Origin of the sequence: Nonomuraea sp. NPDC050733 (assembly GCF_040654215.1) — a bacterium.
GTDB lineage: Bacteria > Actinomycetota > Actinomycetes > Streptosporangiales > Streptosporangiaceae > Nonomuraea.
In genome coordinates this window covers 1-22,018 of record NZ_JBFAHO010000051.1, presented here as the reverse complement: position 1 = coordinate 22,018, position 22,018 = coordinate 1, and the positions used below count along the sequence as shown (strand labels likewise).

Annotated in this window: 26 protein-coding genes, 2 tRNA genes and 2 pseudogenes; 16 read left to right on the top strand and 14 right to left on the bottom strand. The window is 68.7% G+C overall.

Annotation, left to right across the window (positions count from 1 at the left end; all coding sequences use genetic code 11):
* Position 1: 1 nt before the first annotated feature.
* Complete coding sequence (locus tag AB0H64_RS40455; protein WP_357635945.1) at positions 2-961, bottom strand: GntR family transcriptional regulator; 960 nt, start codon at positions 959-961, stop codon at positions 2-4.
* A 192-nt stretch (positions 962-1,153) separates the two neighbouring features.
* Between AB0H64_RS40455 and AB0H64_RS40450 the strand changes: the two genes are divergently transcribed.
* Complete coding sequence (locus AB0H64_RS40450; RefSeq protein ID WP_357635943.1) at positions 1,154-2,206, top strand: hypothetical protein; 1,053 nt, start codon at positions 1,154-1,156, stop codon at positions 2,204-2,206.
* Positions 2,207-2,324: 118 nt separating this feature from the next.
* The gene (locus AB0H64_RS40445; RefSeq protein ID WP_357635941.1) at positions 2,325-2,900 is read left to right on the top strand and encodes a GNAT family N-acetyltransferase; all 576 of its coding nucleotides are present in this window, start codon (positions 2,325-2,327) and stop codon (positions 2,898-2,900) included.
* Between the two features lie 235 nt (positions 2,901-3,135).
* Here the strand turns inward: AB0H64_RS40445 and AB0H64_RS40440 are convergent, their stop codons facing one another.
* The 3 genes from AB0H64_RS40440 to AB0H64_RS40430 all read right to left on the bottom strand — a co-directional run bounded on the left by AB0H64_RS40440 (position 3,136) and on the right by AB0H64_RS40430 (position 4,872).
* Entirely contained in the window at positions 3,136-3,930 is a 795-nt protein-coding gene (locus tag AB0H64_RS40440) for a hypothetical protein (RefSeq protein ID WP_357635938.1), read from the bottom strand.
* 258 nt (positions 3,931-4,188) lie between these two features.
* Positions 4,189-4,261, bottom strand: a tRNA-Arg gene (locus AB0H64_RS40435).
* Between the two features lie 56 nt (positions 4,262-4,317).
* Entirely contained in the window at positions 4,318-4,872 is a 555-nt protein-coding gene (locus AB0H64_RS40430; protein ID WP_357635935.1) for a hypothetical protein, read from the bottom strand.
* 149 nt (positions 4,873-5,021) lie between these two features.
* On the opposite strand from AB0H64_RS40430, the gene AB0H64_RS40425 reads away from it, so the two are divergent.
* A complete protein-coding gene (locus tag AB0H64_RS40425; RefSeq protein ID WP_357635932.1) occupies positions 5,022-6,380 on the top strand; it encodes a histidine kinase in 1,359 nt (452 codons plus the stop codon).
* Between the two features lie 181 nt (positions 6,381-6,561).
* Positions 6,562-7,215 (top strand): response regulator transcription factor, encoded by a 654-nt coding sequence (locus AB0H64_RS40420; protein ID WP_357635930.1) that lies wholly within the window; start codon positions 6,562-6,564, stop codon positions 7,213-7,215.
* A 57-nt stretch (positions 7,216-7,272) separates the two neighbouring features.
* Here AB0H64_RS40420 and AB0H64_RS40415 read toward each other — a convergent pair whose 3' ends face one another.
* Complete coding sequence (locus AB0H64_RS40415) at positions 7,273-7,743, bottom strand: hypothetical protein (protein ID WP_357635927.1); 471 nt, start codon at positions 7,741-7,743, stop codon at positions 7,273-7,275.
* A gap of 233 nt (positions 7,744-7,976) precedes the next feature.
* Here AB0H64_RS40415 and AB0H64_RS40410 point away from each other — a divergent pair, with 233 nt between their 5' ends.
* Genes AB0H64_RS40410 through AB0H64_RS40390 form a run of 5 tightly spaced genes read left to right on the top strand, consistent with a single transcriptional unit; the run spans position 7,977 to position 11,314 of the window.
* Positions 7,977-8,306 (top strand): hypothetical protein, encoded by a 330-nt coding sequence (locus AB0H64_RS40410; protein ID WP_357635924.1) that lies wholly within the window; start codon positions 7,977-7,979, stop codon positions 8,304-8,306.
* Positions 8,307-8,324: 18 nt separating this feature from the next.
* Positions 8,325-8,759, top strand: coding sequence for a hypothetical protein (locus tag AB0H64_RS40405; protein WP_357635921.1), 435 nt, complete (start codon positions 8,325-8,327; stop codon positions 8,757-8,759).
* 1 nt (position 8,760) lies between these two features.
* On the top strand, positions 8,761-9,492 hold the full coding sequence (locus AB0H64_RS40400) for a prolipoprotein diacylglyceryl transferase family protein (RefSeq protein ID WP_357635919.1): 732 nt from the start codon (positions 8,761-8,763) through the stop codon (positions 9,490-9,492).
* Positions 9,489-11,042: a radical SAM protein gene (locus AB0H64_RS40395; protein WP_357635916.1), complete on the top strand. Its 1,554-nt coding sequence runs from the start codon at positions 9,489-9,491 to the stop codon at positions 11,040-11,042. The genes AB0H64_RS40400 and AB0H64_RS40395 overlap by 4 nt, the downstream gene beginning before the upstream one ends.
* A 23-nt stretch (positions 11,043-11,065) precedes the next feature.
* The gene (locus tag AB0H64_RS40390; protein ID WP_357635914.1) at positions 11,066-11,314 is read left to right on the top strand and encodes a hypothetical protein; all 249 of its coding nucleotides are present in this window, start codon (positions 11,066-11,068) and stop codon (positions 11,312-11,314) included.
* 13 nt (positions 11,315-11,327) lie between these two features.
* On the opposite strand, the gene AB0H64_RS40385 is transcribed toward AB0H64_RS40390, so the two are convergent.
* Positions 11,328-11,786 carry a MaoC family dehydratase gene (locus tag AB0H64_RS40385; RefSeq protein WP_357635912.1) on the bottom strand — a complete coding sequence of 153 codons (459 nt, stop codon included), beginning with the start codon at positions 11,784-11,786 and terminating at the stop codon, positions 11,328-11,330.
* 296 nt (positions 11,787-12,082) lie between these two features.
* On the opposite strand from AB0H64_RS40385, the gene AB0H64_RS40380 reads away from it, so the two are divergent.
* Complete coding sequence (locus tag AB0H64_RS40380; protein ID WP_357635910.1) at positions 12,083-13,264, top strand: ATP-binding protein; 1,182 nt, start codon at positions 12,083-12,085, stop codon at positions 13,262-13,264.
* 100 nt (positions 13,265-13,364) lie between these two features.
* Here AB0H64_RS40380 and AB0H64_RS40375 read toward each other — a convergent pair whose 3' ends face one another.
* Positions 13,365-14,156 (bottom strand): MauE/DoxX family redox-associated membrane protein, encoded by a 792-nt coding sequence (locus AB0H64_RS40375; protein ID WP_357635907.1) that lies wholly within the window; start codon positions 14,154-14,156, stop codon positions 13,365-13,367.
* A 5-nt stretch (positions 14,157-14,161) separates the two neighbouring features.
* Positions 14,162-15,109: a hypothetical protein gene (locus tag AB0H64_RS40370; RefSeq protein ID WP_357635906.1), complete on the bottom strand. Its 948-nt coding sequence runs from the start codon at positions 15,107-15,109 to the stop codon at positions 14,162-14,164.
* A gap of 216 nt (positions 15,110-15,325) precedes the next feature.
* On the opposite strand from AB0H64_RS40370, the gene AB0H64_RS40365 reads away from it, so the two are divergent.
* On the top strand, positions 15,326-15,862 hold the full coding sequence (locus AB0H64_RS40365; RefSeq protein ID WP_357635903.1) for a SigE family RNA polymerase sigma factor: 537 nt from the start codon (positions 15,326-15,328) through the stop codon (positions 15,860-15,862).
* Here AB0H64_RS40365 and AB0H64_RS40360 read toward each other — a convergent pair.
* Complete coding sequence (locus tag AB0H64_RS40360; RefSeq protein ID WP_357635899.1) at positions 15,819-16,307, bottom strand: MarR family transcriptional regulator; 489 nt, start codon at positions 16,305-16,307, stop codon at positions 15,819-15,821. The genes AB0H64_RS40365 and AB0H64_RS40360 overlap by 44 nt on opposite strands.
* Positions 16,308-16,407: 100 nt before the next feature.
* Here AB0H64_RS40360 and AB0H64_RS40355 point away from each other — a divergent pair, with 100 nt between their 5' ends.
* Complete coding sequence (locus AB0H64_RS40355; RefSeq protein ID WP_357635897.1) at positions 16,408-16,968, top strand: YceI family protein; 561 nt, start codon at positions 16,408-16,410, stop codon at positions 16,966-16,968.
* 153 nt (positions 16,969-17,121) lie between these two features.
* Positions 17,122-17,210 (top strand) — tRNA-Ser (locus AB0H64_RS40350).
* 88 nt (positions 17,211-17,298) lie between these two features.
* Here AB0H64_RS40350 and AB0H64_RS40345 read toward each other — a convergent pair.
* Positions 17,299-17,580 carry a tyrosine-type recombinase/integrase gene (locus AB0H64_RS40345; protein WP_357636031.1) on the bottom strand — a complete coding sequence of 94 codons (282 nt, stop codon included), beginning with the start codon at positions 17,578-17,580 and terminating at the stop codon, positions 17,299-17,301.
* A 449-nt stretch (positions 17,581-18,029) separates the two neighbouring features.
* Between AB0H64_RS40345 and AB0H64_RS40340 the strand changes: the two genes are divergently transcribed.
* Entirely contained in the window at positions 18,030-18,245 is a 216-nt protein-coding gene (locus AB0H64_RS40340) for a Tn3 family transposase (protein ID WP_357636028.1), read from the top strand.
* A 95-nt stretch (positions 18,246-18,340) separates the two neighbouring features.
* On the opposite strand, the gene AB0H64_RS40335 is transcribed toward AB0H64_RS40340, so the two are convergent.
* Positions 18,341-18,946 carry a CGNR zinc finger domain-containing protein gene (locus AB0H64_RS40335; RefSeq protein WP_357635894.1) on the bottom strand — a complete coding sequence of 202 codons (606 nt, stop codon included), beginning with the start codon at positions 18,944-18,946 and terminating at the stop codon, positions 18,341-18,343.
* An 88-nt stretch (positions 18,947-19,034) separates the two neighbouring features.
* On the opposite strand from AB0H64_RS40335, the gene AB0H64_RS40330 reads away from it, so the two are divergent.
* Positions 19,035-19,370, top strand: coding sequence for a VOC family protein (locus AB0H64_RS40330; protein ID WP_357635891.1), 336 nt, complete (start codon positions 19,035-19,037; stop codon positions 19,368-19,370).
* 52 nt (positions 19,371-19,422) lie between these two features.
* Positions 19,423-19,842 (top strand): SRPBCC family protein, encoded by a 420-nt coding sequence (locus tag AB0H64_RS40325; RefSeq protein ID WP_357635889.1) that lies wholly within the window; start codon positions 19,423-19,425, stop codon positions 19,840-19,842.
* On the opposite strand, the pseudogene AB0H64_RS40320 reads toward AB0H64_RS40325, so the two are convergent.
* From AB0H64_RS40320 to AB0H64_RS40310, 3 genes and pseudogenes are all read right to left on the bottom strand, one after another.
* Positions 19,839-20,009, bottom strand: a pseudogene (locus tag AB0H64_RS40320) (IS481 family transposase); the annotation flags it as partial. The gene AB0H64_RS40325 and the pseudogene AB0H64_RS40320 sit on opposite strands and share 4 nt — an antisense overlap.
* A gap of 199 nt (positions 20,010-20,208) precedes the next feature.
* Positions 20,209-21,014, bottom strand: a pseudogene (locus tag AB0H64_RS40315) (IS481 family transposase); the annotation flags it as partial.
* A gap of 70 nt (positions 21,015-21,084) precedes the next feature.
* Positions 21,085-21,987, bottom strand: a complete 903-nt coding sequence (locus AB0H64_RS40310; RefSeq protein WP_357635886.1) for an alpha/beta hydrolase — start codon at positions 21,985-21,987, stop codon at positions 21,085-21,087.
* Positions 21,988-22,018 lie beyond the last annotated feature (31 nt).

Below are 22,018 nucleotides of genomic sequence, written 5' to 3'. Positions count from 1 at the left end.
CTCATGACCACGTTCGGCCCTGGCCCTCCACCAGGGCGGCGAACCCGTCGAGATGGCGTGCGAGGGCATACTCGAACAGTCCGTTCAGGTCCGACGCCGTTTCCTCTGGAATCGCCGCCAACAGTGGAAATCGTCCGCTGTCGAGGAGTTCGTCGGCCCGTTTGCGCTGTGCCAGCCACCACCGGTCGAGCGTCACCCCGGTCTCCTGCTCCGCCTCGACCTCGTCCGCCATGGACAGAGCGACGGTGAGGACCAGGGTGTGCAGCGTGAGCGCCTCCTGAATCAGTGTCGTCATGGGCAGCCCGAGCCCGTCGAGCGCGCGCAGGGTCCACTCCGTATGTTCCATCATGTTGGGGACGAGCGACGGGCGAGTGAACGAGATGGCCCTCGGCAGCCAGAGGTGTCGCCGGCACAGCTCCCATTGCCCGCGGGAGATCAGTTCGAGCTTGGCTCGCCACCCCTCCGGCCCCGGAATGGGCAGGTCCGGTTCGCCGAAGGCTTCGTCGACCATCTGCGTCACCAGTTCGTCCTTGTTCGCCACGTGCCGGTACAGCGACATCGGACCGACGCCGAGTTCGGCGGCGAGCCGCCGCATGGACACGGCGTCGAGTCCTTCGGTGTCGGCGATCGCGATGGCGGCACGGAGAACGTGCTTCCGGTTCAGCTTGGTGATCCCGCCCTGCCGTGGCTCCAGTGGCGTGCTCGGGCCGGTCGGCTGCTGCCGGCTCGCGCGTGCGCTGACCACCGTGCCGGCGCCGACCTTGGTCTCGACCAGCCCGTCGTCGCGGAGCGCCGCCATCACCTTGGTCGCGGTCGCGACCGCGACTCCCCATCGCTGGGCGATCTGCCGGATGGACGGCATCCGATCGCCGGGCCGCAGGTCGCCGGTCAGGATCCGGGCACGGATCTCCGCGACGATCCGCCGGTACGGCGGATCCGGTCGCTGCGTTGATGACGACATGGCTGCCCCGATTCGTTGGCGTGCGGCAAGTGTACTAGTTCAATCGCTACAGCACTAGTTCACTTCTTCTCTCAAAACCGCAGGGGAATGCTGCTTCCTTGGAGTTGATCGTTACTCTGTACGCATGACAATTGATACACCGTACGCATCACTGCGACAGGCGGGTGCCGCATGAGCCGGCCGGAGGACCCGATGTCCATCTCGTTCGCCGAAGTGCGGTCGTGGCATCGACCATTGATGATCATGGTGGCGGCGATGTCCGCGCTCGTCGTCGTCGCGATCTTCGGCCTCCTCGCGGACGGTCGCGAGCTCATGCAGCAGTCGATCTGGGTCAAACCGTTGAAGTTCGGGGTGTCGTTCGTCATCCATGGCGCGACGCTCGCATGGCTGTTGCCGAAGCTGCGCAAGGCGAGGCGCACGATGTGTGCCCTCGGAACGGCCTTGGCCGTCGCCGGGCTGGTCGACGTCGGTTTCATCGCGGTGCAGGCCGCCCGCGGCACCTACAGTCACTTCAACACCGGCACCGATGCGTTCAACGAGATCGGACAGGTGCTCTTCTCCACGGGCGTGGTCGGGTTGTTCGGGGCGAACCTGCTCATCGCTGTCATGCTGCTGTTCCAGCGAGTCGGTGAAACGGCGCTCATCTGGGCCCTGCGTGCCGGGCTCTGGCTGGCCGTCGTCGGCATGGGGTTGGCGTCCTTCATCGTCGGGACGGCCACGAGGAAGCCCCGGACGGTCGAGGACGCCTACGGGAACCCGGTCCCGCTGGTGGGCGGGCACGGGGTGGGGGTGCCCGACGGCGACGGCATGCCGCTCACGAACTGGAGCACCGTGGGCGGCGACCTGCGCGTTCCGCACTTCATCAGCCTGCACTCCATCCAGGTGTTCGTGCTCGCGGTGCTGGTTCTCACCGCCCTCGCGGCCCGGATCGGCTGGCTGCGCAGCGAACGTGCACGCGCCCGGCTGACCGGGGTCGCCATCCTGGGCTACACCGCGCTGTTCACCATCACGGCGTGGCAGGCGCTGCGCGGTCAGTCGCTGATCCACCCTGACACAGCCACGTGGACCGCGCTCGCGGCGTCGGTCGCCGTGACCACGCTGCTGGCGGTTCTGGCCATCGCGGTGGCCCGCCGCAGTGAGGTGGCACCCGCCGGTTACGGGCACCCGCCCATCGCGAGCCACGGGCAGCACGCATCCGACCCACGCCATCGGCCCGGCGGCCTTCACCCCACCCAACAGGCATAAATGACGGAACAGCACGCTCTCATCAGCATTTCCGCTTGGAAGTCAGAGAGCCCGTCAGCCGTTGTTCGGTGCTGCTGCCGTTGACGTTGCCGTCAGCCCTGAGTTCTACGATCTGCTCATGAGCGACTTGGGCCCGACGGGCGTAGAACTGAGGACCGACCGGCTGGTGCTGCTGCCCCCGACCAGAGCCGATATTGATGCGATCTTCGCGATTCACAAGGACCCGCAGACCAGCCTGCACAATCCATCCGACGCGCTCGCCCACCTCGATGAGGCGGAGCAGCTCTATCAACGCTGGACCAACCAATGGCAGAGCTGTGGATACGGGTACTGGGTCGTCCGACGTCACGGTAGTGCCCAGCAACTGGGCTTCTGCGGAATCAAGCCCATGGAACTGCACGGTATGAAGATCCTCAACCTCTTCTACCGCTTCGCCGTCTCAGCATGGGGCCATGGCTACGCCAGCGAGGCCGCGACTGCGGTCACCACCTGGGCATCCCAAGCCGTCCCCGACCTCCCGCTGATCGCCCGCGTCAGGCCGGCCAACGTCGCCTCCCAACGCGTGGCGGTCCATGCTGGCCTGTCCCGGGCCGAACACCTCGACGAAAACGGAGAGGACGGCCTCGATTGGATCTACGCGGCGAACCTGCCGGACCCAACAGACCAGCCACGAAACCCGGCGGGTCAGAGCTGAGGAACGAAGCCACGGCCCGTCGATCGCCCCGACCACATGGCGACCCTTCGCAGTGGCCTTCCAACGAAGCCGGAGCGCTTCGATCAGAGCCTTGACGGCGCAAGCAAGGCATAACTCAATTTCCGTTGCCGCATGGGTCCTTTGGATCGTCTCAAGGGGCCCATGTTCATACACGAGTTGGAGAAGATCGGCTATGCGAGCTGGCGTTTTGCCTGCCAACGACGCATGCAGCGGACTACTCCTCGACTGTCACCTGGCCAGGCGGAGGTGTGTTGACCGTCACGGTCTCGCTCCAGCTGTCCACTCGCAAATCTGAGACGCTCCTCACCTTCGTGTGTGAGCCTCGACTCTCCGGCTCGGTCCGCGACGTCCACAGGCGGCGGATCAGGCGATCCTTTCCAACCCACAACCGCCACGACACCTTGATCTTCAGCTCGGACTTGTCAGGGCGCCCACCGAAGGGGATACGGATCAATGGATCCAGCCTGGCCAGCGCACCCAGCGTGATCATGCCCTGATAGCGGACGCCACCATCGGCGGTGGAATGCTTGGCCGACGTGGTGGCTAGCACCGCCTTGAGGGTGGCGGGAGCCAGGGCATTGATGCGGCCGGCCCTCACCTGCGGGCGGTAGCTCTCATCCTCGACCAGTTCCCACTTGCCTTTCGATTTCCGCGCTTCGTCGCGCCAGTACCCACGGCCTTCCACTTCGATCCACCGCTGGACCGGGCTGACGGCGGTTTTATCGTCGATTCGCGTGGTGACGTCGATGGCCAGCACCCTGCCCTGATCGAATTCCGCTCGCCCACGGGCGCGCTCAGCCGTCTTATGGCCTTTCTGATATCCGGACGTGATCACGTGGGTCGAAACCGCAGAGTATCTCACCCCATGGCCTTCGATCAGCGCATTCTGCAGCGCCACCACAGGATCGGACGGAACGCGCGCGGTCCCTGCCGCGGCAGCACCGCTGAACGGGCCGACCAGACTTGCCGCCACTAGTGCGAACACCGACGCAGCGGACCAGCGTCTCATCGAGGACGTCCTCTCGTTGCACAGCCATCTTGAACAGGCAGGGATGATCTTTGCAACGCGCGATCTCGACAAGATCACGGAAGTGCGGCATCGGCCGGCCGATAGGGCAGACCCGGCTGGCAGGTTCCGATAGCGCGTCAAGAAGCGAGGCATGCCCACTGCCTTGGACCGGCCGATCGAAGACGTTGCTGTAAACCGCTGCTGTACGGCCATGAAAAAGGCCCTCCGGGATCATCCCAGAGGGCCTTTGACCTGCTGTGCGGCCGGAGGTACTCGAAACCCCAACCTTCTGATCCGTAGTCAGATGCTCTATCCATTGAGCTACGGCCGCTCGCTGCGTAAGCAAGCATAGCGGACCTTCGGCTGTGCCTCGAACCGGATTAGGGGTCAGGATCCGGCGGACTCGGGTTTGCGGGGCCAGAGGGTGTAGCTGACCGGCCAGATCAGGGCGATGAGGGGGACCTTGAGGAGGCCGCCCATGAAGGCGAGGAGGGGGTCCGTGCGTGTCGGGTCGGCTACCAGCCAGATGAGGGCTTGGACGAAGGCCCAGGTGAGGGCGTAGGCGAGGACTATGCCGAGCCAGAAGGCCCACTCGTAGCGGGCTCGGGGCATGCCGCCTGCCGGTGGGCGTGGGGGTGGGGGGCCGCCGGCGAAGCGGTGGTGGAACTTGGCGTCGGCCCAGCGGATCGTGCGGTGGCCGAAGACGATCGAGTACGAGAGGTAGACGGCCGCGAGGCCGTGTCTGATGTCCGCCACGGCGCCGCCTCGCATGTCGATGACGGCTGCCGTGAGCAGGATCACGTCCAGGAGCGGTACGCACAGGAGCAGGGCGGTGCTGAGGGTGCGGCGCTTCCACAGGTAGCGGGACGCTAGGCCCAGGGCGAGGAGGAGCCAGAAGCCGATCTCGCAGCCGATGAGGATGGCGACAATCACGGGTTCCATGGTGGCGAGCGGGAGGGCGCCGTACATCGTCGGTGGATAGGAGCCTGTGGATACATCGAAGGGTGTATCCACAGGTGGCCCAAGGGGGGAGGGGCTTGGTGGCGCGGGGTGGTGGGATGGGTGGCATGCGGAGTGCGGGGCTGTGGGCGGTGGCGGCGTTCCTGTGCGGGGCGCTGCTCGTCGTGGGTGGCGCCTATATTCGCCGTGGGGCGGATGAGTGGGCGCTTCTTGTTCCGCTGGCGTTGACGTGCGCCGGCGTCGCCGTGCGGTGGCGCACGCCGCTGGGGGCGCTGGGGCTGGGGACGTTGGGTGTGGTGGTGGACCTCTTCGTGGGGCCTTCACTGCCTACGTTGTTGGTCTATACGGACAACATCTACGCTGCGGCGCTTTATGGGCCGGCGAGGTTCTCGCGGTGGTTGCTGGGGGTTGCGTGTTGTCTCGCCGTGTTGGTCGGGGCCGTGACGTGGTTTCTGACTGAGAACTGGCGGTTGCCGCCCGTTAATGCGGTTCAGGCTGGCCTGGTGCTCATCACGCCGGTCACGACGGCGATGGTGCTGCGGCAGCAGCGGGAGCAGGCCGCTGCCGAACGGGCTCGGGCGGAGCAGGTGGCGCGGCTGGCGGAGCTGGATCGGCAGGCGGCCATCGCGAGTGAACGCGCTGCGATGGCGCGGGAGCTGCATGACATGGTGGCCAACCACTTCAGCGCCATTGCCATTCAGGCCACGGCCGTTCTGTCCCGCAAGGACCTGGATTCGATGACCGTGCGGGGGGTCATGGAGTCGGTTCGGGAGAACAGCGTCAAGGGGATGGCCGAGATGCGGGCCATGATCGGGCTGTTACGGCAGGACAGCGGCGAAGGTCCGGGCGGGGGTGGTGGTGATGCCATGCGGCCTCGGCTGGCGGACGCTGAGAGTTTGGTGGAGCGGGCTCGGCGGGCTGGGATGGCGGTCGGATTGCGAGTCGAGGGGGAGCCTCGGGAGCTGCCGGCCTCGGTTGACCTGGCGGGGTATCGGATCTTGCAAGAGGCGTTGACCAATGCGCTGAAGCATGGGGAGCGGTCGGCTGAGGTGGTGCTGGGTTATGGGGCCGAGTGCGTGACGGTGATCGTCGACAATCCCGTTCGTGGGTCCCGGAGTGGGGCCGGGGTTGCCGCTCGGACCGGCAACGGTTCGGGGGCTGGGGGTGTCGCTCGTACCGGCACTGGTTCCGGGGTGGCCGGGGTCTTCTCTCGTGCCGGCAACGGTTCGGGGGCTGGGGTTGGGGTCGGTGGAGGTACGGAACAGGAGGCGGGTGATGGGGTGGGCCTTCGCCGGGGTGAGGTGTGGTTGCCGGGGTCGGGGGCGGGGATCGTCGGGATGCGTGAGAGGGCGGCGCTGGTAGGTGGGTCTTGTGAGATCGGGGCTGTCGTCGGAGCTGGTGCCTCGGCTGTGAGGGCGGGCGCCGGGCTGGATACGGCTGGGGCGTGGCGGGTGAAGGCAGTGCTGCCCACCGGCGTGGTTTCCGCGTGAACGGGTGGGGGTGGGCGCCGGGTAGCCGGGTTCAGCACGTGGGGTGGACGCCGGGTAGCCGGGTTCAGCAGGTGATGAGGGCGCCTGACAGTTGGGGCGAGTGGGTGGTGCGGGCGCTGGATTGCCGGGTCCAGCGGGTGGTGTGGGTGCCGGGTAGCCGGGGCGAGTGGGTGGTGGGTGGATGACGATCAGGGTGGTGGTGGCGGATGATCATGCGGCGGTTCGGGCCGGGATCGCGCTGATTCTGGGGGGTGTGGAGGACATCGAGGTCGTGGGTGAGGCCGCCGATGGGGAGGAGGCGGTGGCGCTCGCTCGGCAGATGCGGCCGGATGTCGTGTTGATGGATGTGCGGATGCCCCGGCTGGATGGGATATCGGCTACTCGGGAGTTGGCCGGGGTGGCCGATGTGCTGATCTTGACGACGTTCGATGTGGATGAGTACGTCTTTGGGGCGCTTCGTGCTGGGGCGGCGGGGTTCTTGTTGAAGAACACCGATGCGGATGGGCTGGTGGAGGCCGTGCGGGTGGTGGCTCGGGGGGATGGGCTGATCTCGCCGACGGTCACTCGGCGGTTGATCTCGGCGTTCGCGGAATTGCCTCCGCCTCGCGATCGGCAGGCGGTGGCCGGGTTGACCCCTCGGGAGCGGGAGGTGCTGGCCTGCGTGGCCCGGGGGTTGTCCAACGCGGAGATCGCGAAAGAGCTCGACATGGCGGAAGCCACGACGAAGACGCATGTGAGCAGGGTGCTCAACAAGCTGGGGCTGCGGAGCCGGGTGCAGGCGGCGATCTACTACTCGGCCTATGAGGGGGAAGGGTCGGTCGGACCTTCGTCGTGATGGAGCTCCGGCGAACCCTTCGTCGGGCGGGGGACCGCGAAGGCGGGACGCGTAGGTTCAGGCGGTCGTACGGGTGTAGGTGAGGGCGAAGTCGGCGTTCCACGTGGTGCCGTCCTTGGAGAGCTCCCATTGGGCGTCGATGGTGTCGCCCTGGAGGGTGCCGATGAAGCGCTGGTGGAAGCCGGGGGCATTACGCCAGATGCGCCAGACGCCGTCGATGAATGTCATCCGGTAGACGCGGTGAACGCCTCGGGCGTCGGCGTACAGCATGGTGAACTCGCCCGTTGCGTCGTCCAGGCCGATCAGGGCGGTGGTGGGGAAGGGGGCGTGCTCCCTCCACTCCTGAGGGGCGGATTCCGGCATTTCATCGATGTCGGAGACTTGGCGGAGGAACAGGCCGTTCTCGGCCCAGGTGAACTCGCTCCAGGCGGGGGTGAGGCCGGGTACGTGTGCCTGGACGGTCCAGCGGCCGACGAGGGGTGCCAGTGGCGCGAAGAGGGCCGGCGCGGGCTGGAGGTTCGGGTTCATGTCTTGCTCCTCGGCTTTCGCTTGGGTGGCTGCAACCAGCGTGCCCCAGTACTGACCGCGCGAGGAGTGGGAACTGAGCGCTCAGCGACCGGACGGGGGACAGGCGGCCTGTCTCCTGCCGGTCTCAGCGACCGAACGGGGAGACAGACGGCCTGTCTCCTGTCGGCCTCAGCGGCCGGGCGAGGAGACAGGTGGCCTATCTCCTGTCGGGGGTGGCCCGTAGGCTGGCCGTCGTGAGTTCTCCTCCGCCTCCGCCCTCCCCGGGCCAGCCGCCACCCTCACAGACCGGGCAGGTCGTCGGGCTGGCCTTCGCTGGCGCCTTCGGGTACTGGATCGTGAACCTGGTCGTGGGCCTGGCCGTGCTGCGCATCGGGTCCGCGGCCGGGATGGGGGTCGGGGCGGCGTTCCTGGCCCTGGGGGCCTTGGGCGGCGGAGTCGTGCTGGTGCTCCGGCGGAAGCCGTGGGCGTTGGGGCTGGGGCTGGGCCTGATGATCGGGTGGGCGTCGGCTTCGATCGTGTCCGCCGGGTTCTGCACGGGGCTCAACCCGGATCTCTACTCGTAGCGGGGAGTGTTCTGAGGGATGGGCGCACCACCACCGCCGCCACCGCCACCGGACGGGCCGCACCAGCAAGGCCCGCCACCACCGGACGGGCCGCACCAGCAGGTCCCGCCGCCGTACGGCGCGTGGCCGCCTCCGCCGAAGCCGCCCCAGGAAGGGTCCCCTGGCCTGGTCATCGGGCTGGCGTTCGCCGGGGCGGCCCTCTACAGCCTGGTCAACGTCGTGCTCGGCTTCCTGATGTTCTTCGCCGCCATGGGGCAGGGCGGCGGCACGCCGTGGATGGCCGTCGGCGCCGTCGCGCTGGCTCTCGTCGGGCTCGGGGCGGGCGCCGGGTTGCTGTTCGTGCGGCGGCCGTGGGCGACGGGGCTGGGGCTCGGTCTGATGATCGGCTGGGCGTTGTGGTCGATCGTGTCCGCCGGGTACTGCACCGGCCTCAACCCGAGCTTGTACGGCTGACATGCCGCTGCATGAGATCTTCGTGGGACTCGGCGTGCTCGTCGCCTCCGTCGTGTTCGTACGGGAGGCGCGGCGGCGGGGCGCGCTCAGCGAGCAGTCCCTGGTGGCCGTCACCGGCGCGCTCGTCGGCGGCGCCGTCGGGATGCGTCTGGCGGGCTGGATGGAGACGCTCGACCTCCAGGATCTGTGGCTGTACGGCTCCCGCAGCATCCTGGGCGGCCTGACCGGGGCGTACGCCGGCGTGCTGATCGCCAAGCGGATCATCGGCTACCGGGAGCGCACCGGCGACCTGTTCGCCCCGGCGGTGGCGCTGGGCATGGCCGTCGGGCGGATCGGCTGCCACCTGACCGAGGCCCCCGGCCGGCCCACCGACCTGCCGTGGGGCGTCCACGCTCCCCCGACCACCCCCGAGTGTCCCGGCTGCCTGACCGGCCAGGCCATGCACCCGTCGTTCGTCTACGAGATCATCTTCCAGCTCGTGGCGTACGGCGCGCTGGTCTGGGCGCGGGACAGGGTGACGCGGCCGGGTGAGCTGTTCACGCTGTACCTCGCCGGCTACGCGGTCTTCCGGTTCCTGGTGGAGTTCACCCGGGCGAACGAGACCGTGTGGCTCGGCCTGACCCGGCCGCAGTGGTTCCTGATCCCGGGGCTGCTCCTGCTGGCCGTACGGATCGGGTACGGCCGTCGGCGCGGCCACTACGATGCCCTTCTCCGGCGGAAGGTCAGGTCATGAGCACTGGGATGGAGCTGCGGGGCGACCGCATCCTCAGGTACGTCAACGCGTTCTGCCCGCACTGTCACGGCCAGGACCTGGAGCGGGTGGAGCGGCTCAGCGGTTACCTGGCGGTCCGGGACGGCCGGGTGTGGCTGGAGCGCGGGTGCCGCGAGCACGGCCTGGTCCGGACGTTGTACGACGAGGACCCCGAGATCCTGACGTACCTGGAGGAGTGGACCGCTCCCACCAAGCAGCACGTCCCGGACGTGTCGGGCAACTTCGCGCCGGTCCCCGCCGCATACCTCCAGGGTCTGCCGGAGATGCAGACGCAGCACACGTGCATCCTGCTGGAGGACATCGCCGAGGCGTGCAACCTGCGCTGCCCGACCTGCTTCGCCGACAGCTCGCCCGACCTGAGCGGAATCGTCCCGGTCGCGGACGTCCTCGCCAACGTCGACCAGCGCCTGGCCCGCGAGAACGGCCGGCTGGACGTGCTCATGCTGAGCGGCGGCGAGCCGACCCTGCACCCGGAGCTCCCCGAGCTGCTGCGCGAGCTCACGCAGCGGCCGGTCACCCGCATCCTGATCAACACCAACGGCGTCCTCGTCGCCCGCGACGACGACCTTCTCGACCTGCTCACCGAGCACCGCGAGCGGGTCGAGGTCTACCTCCAGTACGACGGGAGCTCGGCCGAGGCGTCACGGCACCACCGCGGCGGCGACCTGCGGCGGCTCAAGGAGCAGGCCGTACGGCGGCTGTCGGAGCGTGAGATCTTCACCACGCTGGTGATGACAGCGGCGCTCGGCGTCAACGACGGCGAGATCGGCGACGTGGTGCGGCTCGCGCTCGACACGCCGTTCGTGGGCGGGGTGTCGCTGCAGCCGCAGTTCGGCTCCGGCCGTTCGGCGCGGATCGACCCGATGGACCGGCTCACCCACACCGGCGTGCTCAGCCGGCTCGGGCCGCAGACCGGCGAGCTGGTGACGTGGCGCGACCTGACCGCGCTGCCCTGCTCGCACCCGCACTGCTGCTCGGTCGGCTACCTCATCCGTGACGACTCGCGGCAGTGGAAGTCGCTGGTGGCGCTGATGGGTCACGACCGTCTCAAGGCCAACCTGGGCCTGGTCTCCAACCGGATCGCCGACAGCGACATCCCGCGCGAGCTGCGGCTGGCCGTACAGGAGTCGCTGCTCGGGCTGCTGTCGGAGCAGTCGTCGCTGTCGCACCCGCGGATCGGCGACCTGTGGCGCGACATCTGCGAGAACTGCGACCTCGGCGTGGCCACCCTGCTCACGCTCGCCTCGTCGGCGCTGCCGGGCCGGCGCGCGAAGCTGCGCCGGATGTTGGGCGAGCGGGTGGTACGGGTGACGATCAAGCCGTTCATGGACATCTCGACGATGATCGAGGAGCGGCTCACGCAGTGCTGTGTCCACGTGGGCACACGGGCCGAGCAGGACCAGTGCGCACCGTTCTGCGCGGTGCAGGCGTGGCCGCAGCTCTCGGCGCAGCGGCTCTCGGCGGTGGCGTCGCAGCCCCGGACCCGGCTGCCGCTGGAGGTGCTCAGGTGAGGGCCGCTGCCGATGATCCCGGCGTGAAGAAGGCGGAGCCGTACGATCCGCTCCGGCTGTGCGTGTACGCGACGGTCGCGCTGCTGGCGTGGCTGCTCGGGCCGTGGGCGGTGCTGGGGTTCGCCGGGCTGGGGTTCGCGGGGTACTGGAAGGCGCGGCGGGCCGGGCTGACCCGCAGCAAGTGCCTGCTGCGGGACACCCGGCTCGTGCTGGCCTACCTGGGACTCCTGGGCGCGGTGGCGGTCGTCGCGATCGTCCTGTCCCTGCGGTGACGTGCGGTGACGGCTACTCGGCGGGGACGTACAGGCTGAGCGTCTCCGCGATGCAGGCCGGCCGCTTCTCGCCCTCGACCTCGATCGTCATCTTCAGGTTGGACAGATAGCCGGCGGGCGTGCCCTTGACGTCGGTGAGCTCGCCCGAGGCCCGGACGCGCGCGCCGACCGGCACCGGGCGGGGGAAGCGGACCTTGTTGAGGCCGTAGTTGACGCCCATGGCGATGCCCTCGACCTTGACCAGCTCGAACATGAACGACGGCAGCAGCGACAGGCTCAGGTAGCCGTGGGCGATCGTGCCGCCGAACGGCCCGCTCTTGGCCCGCTCCACGTCGACGTGGATCCACTGGTGGTCGTCGGTGGCGTCGGCGAACAGGTTGACCTGCTCCTGGGTGACCGTGCGCCACTCGGTGGGGCCGAACGTCTCGCCGACGGCCGCCTTGAGCTCTTGTACGTTCGCGAAGGTCCGCATGGGGTTGAACGCTATTGCGCTGGCGGGACGGCTGCCAAGTCGAACAGCCCGTACGTCCCCGGACGCCGGACCGAAGGACCCCGGGCCGATCTGTTGCGAAGATCTTTACCCGAAAGCATCGCACGGGCGTTCGAGTCCGCGCTACAGTTCTGGGTGTCGAATCGAACAGGGGTTCGGCCAGGTGAGAGGGGGTGTGTCCGGTGACGATGACGGCGACCGCCCCTGCCCGGACACGCCGTACGGCTTTCTGCGCAAATCTACGACGGCCGCTATATCCGGCAATAAAGTCCGAGAGCGTGGACCCCGTGCGCAATCCCTACGCCCCCGGAGCCGGGCAGCGTCCGCCCGAGCTCGCCGGCCGTGACCGTGAGCTCCAGCAGTTCGAGGTCGTGCTGGAGAGGGTGGCCCGTGGCCGGCCCGAGCGCAGCATGGTCGTCACCGGGCTGCGCGGCGTCGGCAAGACCGTCCTGCTCAACACCTTCAAGTCCATGGCGATGCAGCGGCTGTGGGGCACGGGCAAGATCGAGGCCCGGCCCGAGCAGTCGATCCGCCGTCCCGTCGCCGCCGCCCTGCACATGGCGGTCCGCGAGCTGGCGCCGCGCCACCGGGCGCCGGAGCGCATCGAGGAGTTCCTCGGCGTGCTGAAGGCGTTCGCCATGCGTGACCCGGCCGCGGCCAAGGGCACCTCGCACTGGTCGCCGGGCATCGAGGTGCCGGCCAGCCGTGGCCGCGCCGACTCCGGCGACCTGGAGATCGACCTGACCGAGCTGTTCGTCGACGCGGCGAGCGTGGCCACCGACCTGGGCGTCGGCATCTCGTTGTTCATCGACGAGATGCAGGACGTGCCGGCCTCCGACGTCTCGGCGCTGTGCGCCGCCTGCCACGAGCTGTCCCAGTCGGGCGGGCCGCTCATCGTGGTCGGCGCCGGGCTGCCGCACCTGCCGAGCGTGCTGTCGGCCAGCAAGAGCTACTCCGAGCGGCTGTTCCGCTACGCCCGCATCGACCGGCTCGACCGGGAGGCCGCCGACCTGGCGCTGATCCTGCCGGCGCGCGAGGAGGAGGTCGAGTTCACCCAGGACGCCCTCGACGCGCTCTACGAGGCGGCCGACGGCTACCCCTACTTCGTGCAGGCGTACGGAAAGGTCGCCTGGGACCTGGCTCCGCGCAGCCCCATCACGGTGGACGACGTGCGGGTGTCGGCCCCCGAGGCGGAGGAGGAGCTGGCGGTGGGCTTCTTCGGCAGCCGTTACGAGCGGGCGACACCGGCCGAGCGCGACTACATGCACGCCATGGCGCAGATCGGCGACGAGCCGGTCGCCACCGCGGAGGTCGCCGACGCCCTCGGCCGCAAGCCGTCCAGCCTGTCGCCCGCGCGCGACAGCCTCATCAAGAAGGGCCTGATCTACAGCGCCGAGCGCGGGCTGATCGCGTTCACGGTGCCGCATTTCGGGAGGTTCCTGCGGGCTCAGCCGATCTGAGCGGCATCCCCTAATCCTCTATTGGGCTGTCTAGTGGGGAAGCTAGACAGCCCAATAGAGCCACATCAAGCTGTCGTGGGAAATCTACGGCTGTCTAGCGTCAGGCCGATACGGGCGTATATTCCGGCATGGAGCCGCTGTCCTCGCGGCTGACCACGGCCGCCCGCACCACCGGCCGGCGCCCGCTGAGGTACACCGCGAAGACGACGTCCCGGTCGCCTTGGCCGTCGAAGGCGAAGAAGCGCCAGCACAGCTCCCGCCAGCTGTCGTACGGCTCCGCCGCGGCGAGCTCGCCCTGGTGGGCCCGCCACGTTCCGCTGCTCCTGAGCCGTGACAGCGTGACGCTCTCGGCGGGGCCGCGGCGCCGCTCGCAGGGAGCGCGGTAGCGCAGCCGGTCCACCATCTCCTCCAGCTCCGGTGACAGGGCGACCAGCACGACGAGCCCGGCGAAGGTGTGCCAGGACGGCCGGGCGAACACCGCCCACCCCGGCGTCTCCGCCCACACCGTCATGACGGACATGCCGGTGAGCACGACGGTCCTCGCGACCGAGCGGAGTCCCACGGGCGCCGAGCTGACCTCGCCGAAGCAGCCGCAACCCGCGTCGGGCCGGCGTCTGCGCAGCTCCAGCAGCACGTACGTGGACAGCGCGAAGAACGTCACCGTGCCCCAGCGGAACACCGGATGGCCGGTGAGCAGGAGCCCGCCGGCGAGCACCAGCTCTCCGGCGGCGCAGACGATCAGCGCCGGGGCCTGCATGCGCCCCGGCATGAGGACGGCCGGACCGAGCCGCGACAGCGCTCCCGGCTCCCCTCCGGAGCGCACCGTGATCACCTTGGCCACCGTCCCGAGGACGAGCAGTGCGATCAGCACCGGCTGCTGCGATGCCAGCACGAGCGTCACCCCAATCCGATCTGAGCGTTGAAGCAACCCTTGACCAGGTCGCCGCCGAGCTCCACGTACGTCGTCGGCGACAGCTCGGCGATGCGTCCGCGAGGCGACGTGCCGCACTCGACGCAACGGTCACAGAACCTGCCGGCCACGCAGCCGCAGGCGACGATCGGCACGTTGGCCGAACGCTCGGCGCACAGGTTGCGGACCTGCACCAGCGAGCCCATCGCGAGGTACGGCAGGCCCGCGCAGGACACCTCGGCCTCCGGACAGCCCGTGTCGGAACGCTCCACCATCGGGTACGCCAGGCCCCGCTCCCCCTCGTCGAACGCATCGGACCAGGTGGCGGTCCCGGTGACGCGCTGCTGGGTGCCGGCGTAGACGGGCGGCGGGTCGGGGACGGCGCGTGCCGGGTAGGCAGGCTGCGAGGTCGCGGGCAGCAGCGCCAGGCAGCCGTCCTCGCGCTGGACGCCGATCGCGTCGAGCAGGTAGCCGGGCTCCAGCCGCGGGTGGCGTACCTGGAGCCGGCCGATGGCCCGGTACGGGACGGTGATGGTGCGGCGGCCCCGGTGCGGGCCGCACGCCAGCTCGACGGCCAGGTCCCCGCGTCCCTGCACGGACAGGATCGTCCCGGTGATGCGGGTGATGCCGGCCCAGATCCGCTCGACGAGCTTGCCCTCGCGCAGCGCCCGCATCACGACGCGGGCGCCGATGGGCAGATTGGCGGGAGTGGTGTCGGTGCCGTGCCAGGCGGTCGCGCAGGGTGCGATGACCAGGCGCTCCTCCTGGCCGTCGGGAGTCTCGACGACGACCAGATGAGGGCTGATGTCGCGGATCTCCCCTGTGACGGCGTGTACCGGGTCACCGTCGTCCGGGGCCGGGCCCGGCACCCCGGGCTCCCGGCCCAGTGCCGCGGCGGCGAGCAGCCTGCGCCTGTCAACGCTCGGATGGCCCATGCCTACCCCTTCTCGTCGCCTATAGATTCACACGTCTTGGCCGGTCGTGTGGGGTGACACCGCATAAGGGAGCAAATTACGCATCCCCCGGTGAAGGAGTTCGCACCCTTGGTCGTACAAACCGCCACCGACCTTGACGGACCTTTGTCGTCGGCGGGCCGAATCATGGGTTCTGGTTCAGCCCTAACGGGGCGTTCGGCTGCGATTCTGACGACAATGCAGATCATCGAGGGCGAAGAGGAGTTCCGCGAGTACGTGCGCGCCCGCGGGCCGTCGCTGCTGCGCACCGCGCACCAGCTCACCGGTCACCCGCTGGACGCCGAGGACCTGCTGCAGAACGCGCTGACCCGGACGTACCTGGCCTGGGACCGCATCGAGGACCGTGGCTCCCTGGACGGCTACGTCAGGCGGGCCATGGTGAACATCAACATCTCGCAGTGGCGGCGGCGCAAGGTCGAGGAGTACCCGTCGGACGAGCTGCCCGAGGTGCCCTGCGCGGCGCACGACGCCCACGGGGCCTACGGAGAGGTCCACGAACGGCTGGAGAAGGCGCTGGGCAACCTGCCCGAGCGCATGCGGGCCGCGATCGTGCTGCGGTACTACGAGGACCTGACCGAGCCGGAGGTCGCCCGGGTGCTCGGCATCAGCATCGGCACGGTGAAGAGCACGGTGTCGCGGGCCATGGCCAAGCTCAGGAACGAGCTGGGCATCACGGTCGCGGACCCAGAGGTCCCTCCCCCGTCCCCGCGGTAGCGCAGGGCCGTACGACGTCGCGGATCTTGCGGAGGGTGGCGAGGAACGCCGTGAGCTCGTCGTCGTCGAGCAGGCCGGTGAAACAGCTCTCGATGTCGGACAGGTGCAGCGGCAGCACGGCTTCGAGCCGCGCGCGGCCGGCGTCGGTGAGCGCCGCGTAGGAGGCGCGCCGGTCGGAGGCGCAGGCCACCCGCTCGACGATGCCGTCACGTTCCAGACGGTCGACGACCCGGGTGACGCCGCTGGTGGACAGGCCGGTCTGGGCCGCCAGGTCGGTCATGCGCAGCTGCTGGCCCGGTGAACGACCCAGGCGGAGAACCGTCTCGAAGTCGATGTCGGACAACCCGGCCGCGCTCAGCACGGGCTGCATCCGGGAGTTCAGACCCGCGTTGACCTCGGCCAGCAGCCCCATGGCCGTCAGCCGGGGGTCGTCGATGTGGTGCACGTTCACACTCTAATCGACAATAGTTGACGTGAGGAATATTCCTCCTGTAGACCTTTGTTAGCTCAAATATCCGCAAGGCAAGCTTCGTTGGAGGAACCCCATGAGCACCCGTACCTGGGAAGGCCTGACCATCCCCGCCCCCGGCACCTACAACCTGGACGCCGCCCACACCAGCATCGGCTTCTCGACCAAGCACATGATGGTCAGCAAGGTGCGCGGCACGTTCGGCGAGTTCAGCGGCACGGTGACCATCGGCGAGACCCCGCTCGAGTCGTCGGCCGAGCTCACGATCAAGACCGCCAGCATCAACACCGGCGTCGCCGACCGTGACGGTCACCTGCGCGGCGACGACTTCCTGGCCACCGACAAGTTCCCGGAGATCACCTTCCGGAGCACCCGCGTCGTCCACCAGTCGGACGACCAGTTCACCGTCGTCGGCGACCTCACGATCCGCGATGTCACCAAGCCGGTCGAGCTCACGGTCGAGTACGGCGGCGCCGGCACGAACCCGTGGGGCCAGGCGGTGTGGGGCTACTCCATCACCACGGAGATCGACCGTGAGGCCTTCGGCCTGACCTGGAACCAGGCCCTGGAGACCGGCGGCGTCCTGGTCGGCAAGAAGGTCAAGATTGAGATCGAGGGCGAGGCCAACCCCGCCTAGCGTTGAGTCATGGCGTGCCCGCCCCACCGGGCGGGCTCCATCCACAGGTCTCTGTCCACAGGCTGTGGATAACATGACTGGAAGGCTCGCCGGCCAACCGCTTTGCCGCCTCGCCAGAAGGCCGGTACGCTGTCCTGAGTCGCTTGGCTTCCAGGAGGATTCGCCTAGTCAGGTCTATGGCGCCGCACTGCTAATGCGGTTTGGTGGCAACACCATCCGGGGTTCAAATCCCCGATCCTCCGCAGGTCGGAAGGCCCTTCCCGAGATTCCGGGGAGGGCCTTTTTGATGTCTGGGAGCCTGTGGGTTGCAGTTTGGGTTGCAGTTCCGCGTTAGACGGAGCCCCAGAGAGCTGAGTCCATGCGGTCGCTGGCGTCCCTCATCTGGAGGGTGGCGACGTGGGTGTACCGCTCGGTGGTGGTCACGCGGGTGTGGCCGAGGATCTCCTGGACGACGCGGATGTGGACGCCCTGCTCTATCAACAGGGTGGCGGCGGTGTGTCGGGTGTCGTGGACGCGGACGTCTCGGACGCCGGCCTGCTTGAGGATGGCCTTCCACTGCTTCCAGTCCTCTGTGCGTTCGATCGGACCGCCGTGGTGTGTGGTGAAGACCAGGTCATGGTCCTCCCACCGGTCCCCCGCCTTGAGGCGTTCGGCGGACTGGATCTTCTTGTGCGCTTTGAGGAGCCCCAGGAGTGCCGGCGGGCACTGAAGGGTGAGCCTGCTCTTGCCCTTGCGTTGCCGGAAGATCAGGCCGCCGCCGGACCGTTTCGGGCACTTGTCCGCGTGGCCGGTGCAGTCCTTCGGGCACGGACGCCGGTAGCAGGTGTGGGCGCGCTTCTTGCAGTCCGGCTTGCAGTCCCGAGTGTGCTGGTGGTCCTTGCAGTTCTTCTTGCACGCCTTCCGGTGCCACTTCTCTCCACAGGCATGCGGATCGTCGCAGCCGTGCTGCCACTCGGCGCGCTGAATCTGGAACCATGCCCTGATCTCGCCAGTCGTCAGGTTGACGTACGACCAGCGGAGGCCGAGCGCCTCCCCTTGGCGGATGCCGAGCGCCAGCGCGACTGAACAAGGGGGAAAGCCTGCACGCGCTGCGCCGCGACCTGCACTACGCCCAGCAGGGCACGATCACCCGGCCGCACCTGAAGCAGCAGACCGAGCAGGCGTGGCGCCTGACGCTGCTGACCAACTCGGTGGTCGCGTGGACGACCGAATACGACACCAGCGGATGGCGACCGCTTCGGCCCGCCCAACTGCGCCAGCTGGGGCTGACCCCGTGACCTGAGTCCCTCAAAGAGAGGCGAAAGCCCGCACCTGCCCGCACGGGGCGCGGGGCCGATGGCGTGGGGTTATCGGTTTGTCGGCTGGCCCGCGGTCAAGGGCGCGTGGACTTGCGATGGTGAGAGGCGCGGGCTTTGGCGCGGTTCCCGCAGATGTCCATGGAGCACCAGGTGCGGCGCCGATTGCGGGAGTGGTCATAGTAGGCCCATCGGCAGCTCGGCTCCCGGCAGGCCTTCAGCCGTGTCCACGTGCCTTCCGCCACTGCCTCAGCCACGACGGCGAGCAGCCTGGCCAGCGCCGCCTCCACCGGCCCCCGGGCGCGGGCGACCAACCGGGGCGGGGAAACGGTCACGTCGAGCATCAGCGGGAAGTCGCGGGCGAGTTCGGCGAGTTCGGCGCGGGCGGCGGGGTTGAGGCCGTCCGGGCGCGGGCTGGAGACCGGCTCGGTGTTGTTCTCAGCGATCAGTGCGCGTAGTCCCTCGCGGATCCGTTCGGCACGGTCGCGCTGCTCGTCGTTCACCACCGTGTCGGCCGGCATGAGGCCGCGGGCGTGCAACCACGTCGCCAGCTGCTGCGGGGTTGCGATCTCGTCGCCGTCCCGGCGGCGAGTGTTGATGAACTCCTCGATCACGCGTAGCGGCATCGGCGCCGTCCCGGTTGCGAGGTTGTCCGGCACGGGCTCGGCAGCACGCTCATCCATCACGTCTCGCAGCCTACCCGGCTATCGGCGATGGTAGGGTACTTAACCGACGTAACTGGTACGTCAGTTAGATCAGAAGGGATCGCTGGTGAGCATCAGCATCGGCAACATCTGCATCGACACGAACGACCTGGCCGGCAGCACCGCCTTCTGGCAGGCGGTCACCGGATACCAGGTCGCGTCCTCGGACGAAGGCACCACTTACCTGGAGGACGCGAACAAGGGCGGCGTGGGCCTGTCCCTGCAGGCCGTGCCCGAGGGCCGCGAGGGCAAGAACCGGCTGCACCTGGACCTGTCCACTGATGACCTGGCAGGCGAGGTCGGCCGGATTCGGGCCCTCGGCGCGAGTGAAGTGCGGCGCTTCGACGGCTGGGTCGTGCTGGCCGACCCCGAGGGCAACCAGTTCTGCGTCGTCGCCGCTTAGACGCGCTCGCCACCGCGCGACACCAGTTCCCACCACTACAGAAGAGACAGATATGGCCTCCGTGCACAAAGAGATCATCATCGATGCCGACCCCGCGGCCGTGTGGGCGATCATCAGTGACTTCACCGACGGGCCCGTCCGGATGGCGCCGGGCTTCGTCACCGACAGCCAGCTCGACGAACCGGACGTCAGGGTCGTCACGTTCGCCAACGGAATGGTGCTGCGGGAGCGGCTCATCGCGCTCGACGATGAGCCGCGCCGGCTCGTCTTCTCGGTCATCGGCGGCACCATGCAGCCGGAACACGACAACGCCTCGATGCAGGTCGTCCCGCACGGGGACGGCCGCAGCCGGTTCGTATGGATCCACGACGTGCGACCGGACGACCTCGCCATCCCGATGGGCGCCGGAATGGACCACGGCCTGAGCATCTTCAAACAGACGGTGGAGTCCTCCAGCGAGCACCTCGGCTAGGTGTACTGATCGGGGACGTTGATCAACCGTGAGAAGTGCGGCTGGTTGGCACACGCGGTGCGGGGCCGGTGGTGGTTGTAGTCGTGCAGCCAGTCCGGGAGCGCGTTCATGCGTTCGGTCTCTGAGGCGTAGCAGCGGGCGTAGGCCCATCCGTCGGGCATGGTGCGGGTAGGGTGGGCCGAACGGCGAGGTGCCAGCGTTGTGAGCTGGTCCTTTTCCGTTCGGCCTCCCCTCCGAACCGGGCAGACCCGTTTCCGAGTACCCGCCTCTCCTTTCGGCGCTGGGTAAGCCATCGGACCCAGGAACCTCCCTCCGAGTTCCTCCCGGCTGGACCGGGGATACGACCATGCGCCTCGTGGCGCACTGGAAACGCTCGACCTTTCCGTTGGTCTGGGGCCGGTACGGCCGGATGTACTTCGGCCGGATCGACAGCGCCTCGCAGGTGTCCCGCCATAGGTGGGACCGGTAGGCGCTGCCGTGTCGGACAGGACGCGCTCGATGGTGAGGCCGCGCTGGGCGAACCAGTCGACGGCTCGGTGCAGCACGCCGGCGGCGGTGATGGCGGTTTCGCCGTCGTGGACCTCGGTGTACGCGAAGCGGGAGTAGTCGTCGAGGACGGTGTGGACGTAGGCGTAGCCGAGCTTTGGGCTGCCGTACTGGTTGCGTGGCTTGTCGGGGGTGCCGGCTCGGTTGCGGTCGCCTTGGCGGCGGCCGACGTAGCGCCAGCCGCCGCCGTCGGGGATGTTCCCGAGCTTCTTCACGTCGACGTGTACGAGCGATCCGGGGTGTGGGTGCTCGTAGCGTCGGATCGGTTCGCCCGTGGCGCGGTCCACGTGCAGCCGGTTGAGCCGCGCCGCGGTGAGGATGCGGTGCACGGTCGATGGCGCGATCCCGAGCCGCGCTGCGAGCTGAACGGGCCCTTCCCGCAACCGCATTCGCAAGCTCACGCACCGCTTCGACACAGCCTTGGGACGACTTGCTTGGCGACGACTTCGGCCGGGATGAGCGGTCATGCATGGGCTCGCCTGCCAGGTAGCGACTCACCGCTTCACGGTCGGCCACCACACCTGGAACCGAGCGGCGACCTCATTGACCGGCCAGCCGTCTTCGACGACGAGGCGAGCCACCTTCAGGCGGTGGCGCGGGGTCAGGGCTGCGTTTGGGTGGGGCATGGCGTCCCTTCGGTAGGTCGAGGGGCCCGCCGATGGTGGCGGACCCCTCGGTGCGGTGATGCGGGTGCGATCAGTGGTTCCGCGCGCTCGGGCGCGTCGCAAGGGTGGTGATGAAGGTGGCGATCTCGTCGGGGTTCTCTTCGGCCATGAAGTGCCCGGATACGGTCGGCTGGTAGGTCAGGTCCGGCGCCCAGGCCCGCCACAGCGATGCGGCGTCGAAGCCAAGCTGGGAGCCCCAGTCCTGTGAGATGACGCCAACCGGCATCGCGAGCTGCGCGCCACGCTCACGGTCGGCTCGATCCATCTCGAGATCGATGCTCGCGGTGGCCCGGTAGTCGGCCACGATGGAGTCGATCGCGGCGACCGAGCTGTCGATGTAGTAGGCGCGCTCCTCATGGGTGAAAGTCGTGCCGCCGGGGTCCCATGCGTCCAGGAAGGAGCCGAAGAACTCCGGAGCGACTGCGCGGATCATCTTCTCGGGAAGCCCGACGGGCTGAGCCATCAGGTACAGGTGCCAGGCGACCTTGGCGTCGACTCCCTGCAGGACGGCCCACGTGTCGAGGGTGGGCAGGACGTCGAGGATCCCCAGGTGGTCCACGACGGCGGGGTGGTCCAAGCCTGCGCGGACGGCGACCAGCGCACCGCGGTCGTGCCCGACGAGCCCGAAGTGGTCCACGCCGAGGGCGGACGCGACCGTCACGATGTCCTGAGCCATCGTGCGCTTGGAGTACGTGGCGGGGTCGCTCCCGTCCGGCTTGTCGCTGTCGCCGTATCCGCGCAGGTCGGGGACGATAACCGTGTGGTGGTCGGCGAGCCTCGCCGCGACGTGGCGCCACATGTAGTGGGTCTGCGGGAACCCATGCAGAAGGACCACGGCCGGCCCGCTCCCGCCGACGGCGACGTTGAGGGTGACGCCGTCGGTGCCGGGGATGGCCTGGTAGTCGAAGCCGTTGATCGTCAGTCGGGTGGTCATGCGTTCTCCTTCGCGTCAGGCGCGGCGGTCT

Coding starts and splice junctions, on each gene's coding strand:
- AB0H64_RS40455 (WP_357635945.1), bottom strand. CDS start 961: ATGTCGTCATCAACGCAGCGACCGGATCCGCCGTACCGGCGGATCGTC.
- AB0H64_RS40450 (WP_357635943.1), top strand. CDS start 1,154: ATGTCCATCTCGTTCGCCGAAGTGCGGTCGTGGCATCGACCATTGATG.
- AB0H64_RS40445 (WP_357635941.1), top strand. CDS start 2,325: ATGAGCGACTTGGGCCCGACGGGCGTAGAACTGAGGACCGACCGGCTG.
- AB0H64_RS40440 (WP_357635938.1), bottom strand. CDS start 3,930: ATGAGACGCTGGTCCGCTGCGTCGGTGTTCGCACTAGTGGCGGCAAGT.
- AB0H64_RS40430 (WP_357635935.1), bottom strand. CDS start 4,872: ATGGAACCCGTGATTGTCGCCATCCTCATCGGCTGCGAGATCGGCTTC.
- AB0H64_RS40420 (WP_357635930.1), top strand. CDS start 6,562: ATGACGATCAGGGTGGTGGTGGCGGATGATCATGCGGCGGTTCGGGCC.
- AB0H64_RS40415 (WP_357635927.1), bottom strand. CDS start 7,743: ATGAACCCGAACCTCCAGCCCGCGCCGGCCCTCTTCGCGCCACTGGCA.
- AB0H64_RS40405 (WP_357635921.1), top strand. CDS start 8,325: ATGGGCGCACCACCACCGCCGCCACCGCCACCGGACGGGCCGCACCAG.
- AB0H64_RS40400 (WP_357635919.1), top strand. CDS start 8,761: ATGCCGCTGCATGAGATCTTCGTGGGACTCGGCGTGCTCGTCGCCTCC.
- AB0H64_RS40395 (WP_357635916.1), top strand. CDS start 9,489: ATGAGCACTGGGATGGAGCTGCGGGGCGACCGCATCCTCAGGTACGTC.
- AB0H64_RS40385 (WP_357635912.1), bottom strand. CDS start 11,786: ATGCGGACCTTCGCGAACGTACAAGAGCTCAAGGCGGCCGTCGGCGAG.
- AB0H64_RS40370 (WP_357635906.1), bottom strand. CDS start 15,109: ATGGGCCATCCGAGCGTTGACAGGCGCAGGCTGCTCGCCGCCGCGGCA.
- AB0H64_RS40365 (WP_357635903.1), top strand. CDS start 15,326: ATGCAGATCATCGAGGGCGAAGAGGAGTTCCGCGAGTACGTGCGCGCC.
- AB0H64_RS40355 (WP_357635897.1), top strand. CDS start 16,408: ATGAGCACCCGTACCTGGGAAGGCCTGACCATCCCCGCCCCCGGCACC.
- AB0H64_RS40335 (WP_357635894.1), bottom strand. CDS start 18,946: ATGGATGAGCGTGCTGCCGAGCCCGTGCCGGACAACCTCGCAACCGGG.
- AB0H64_RS40325 (WP_357635889.1), top strand. CDS start 19,423: ATGGCCTCCGTGCACAAAGAGATCATCATCGATGCCGACCCCGCGGCC.
- AB0H64_RS40310 (WP_357635886.1), bottom strand. CDS start 21,987: ATGACCACCCGACTGACGATCAACGGCTTCGACTACCAGGCCATCCCC.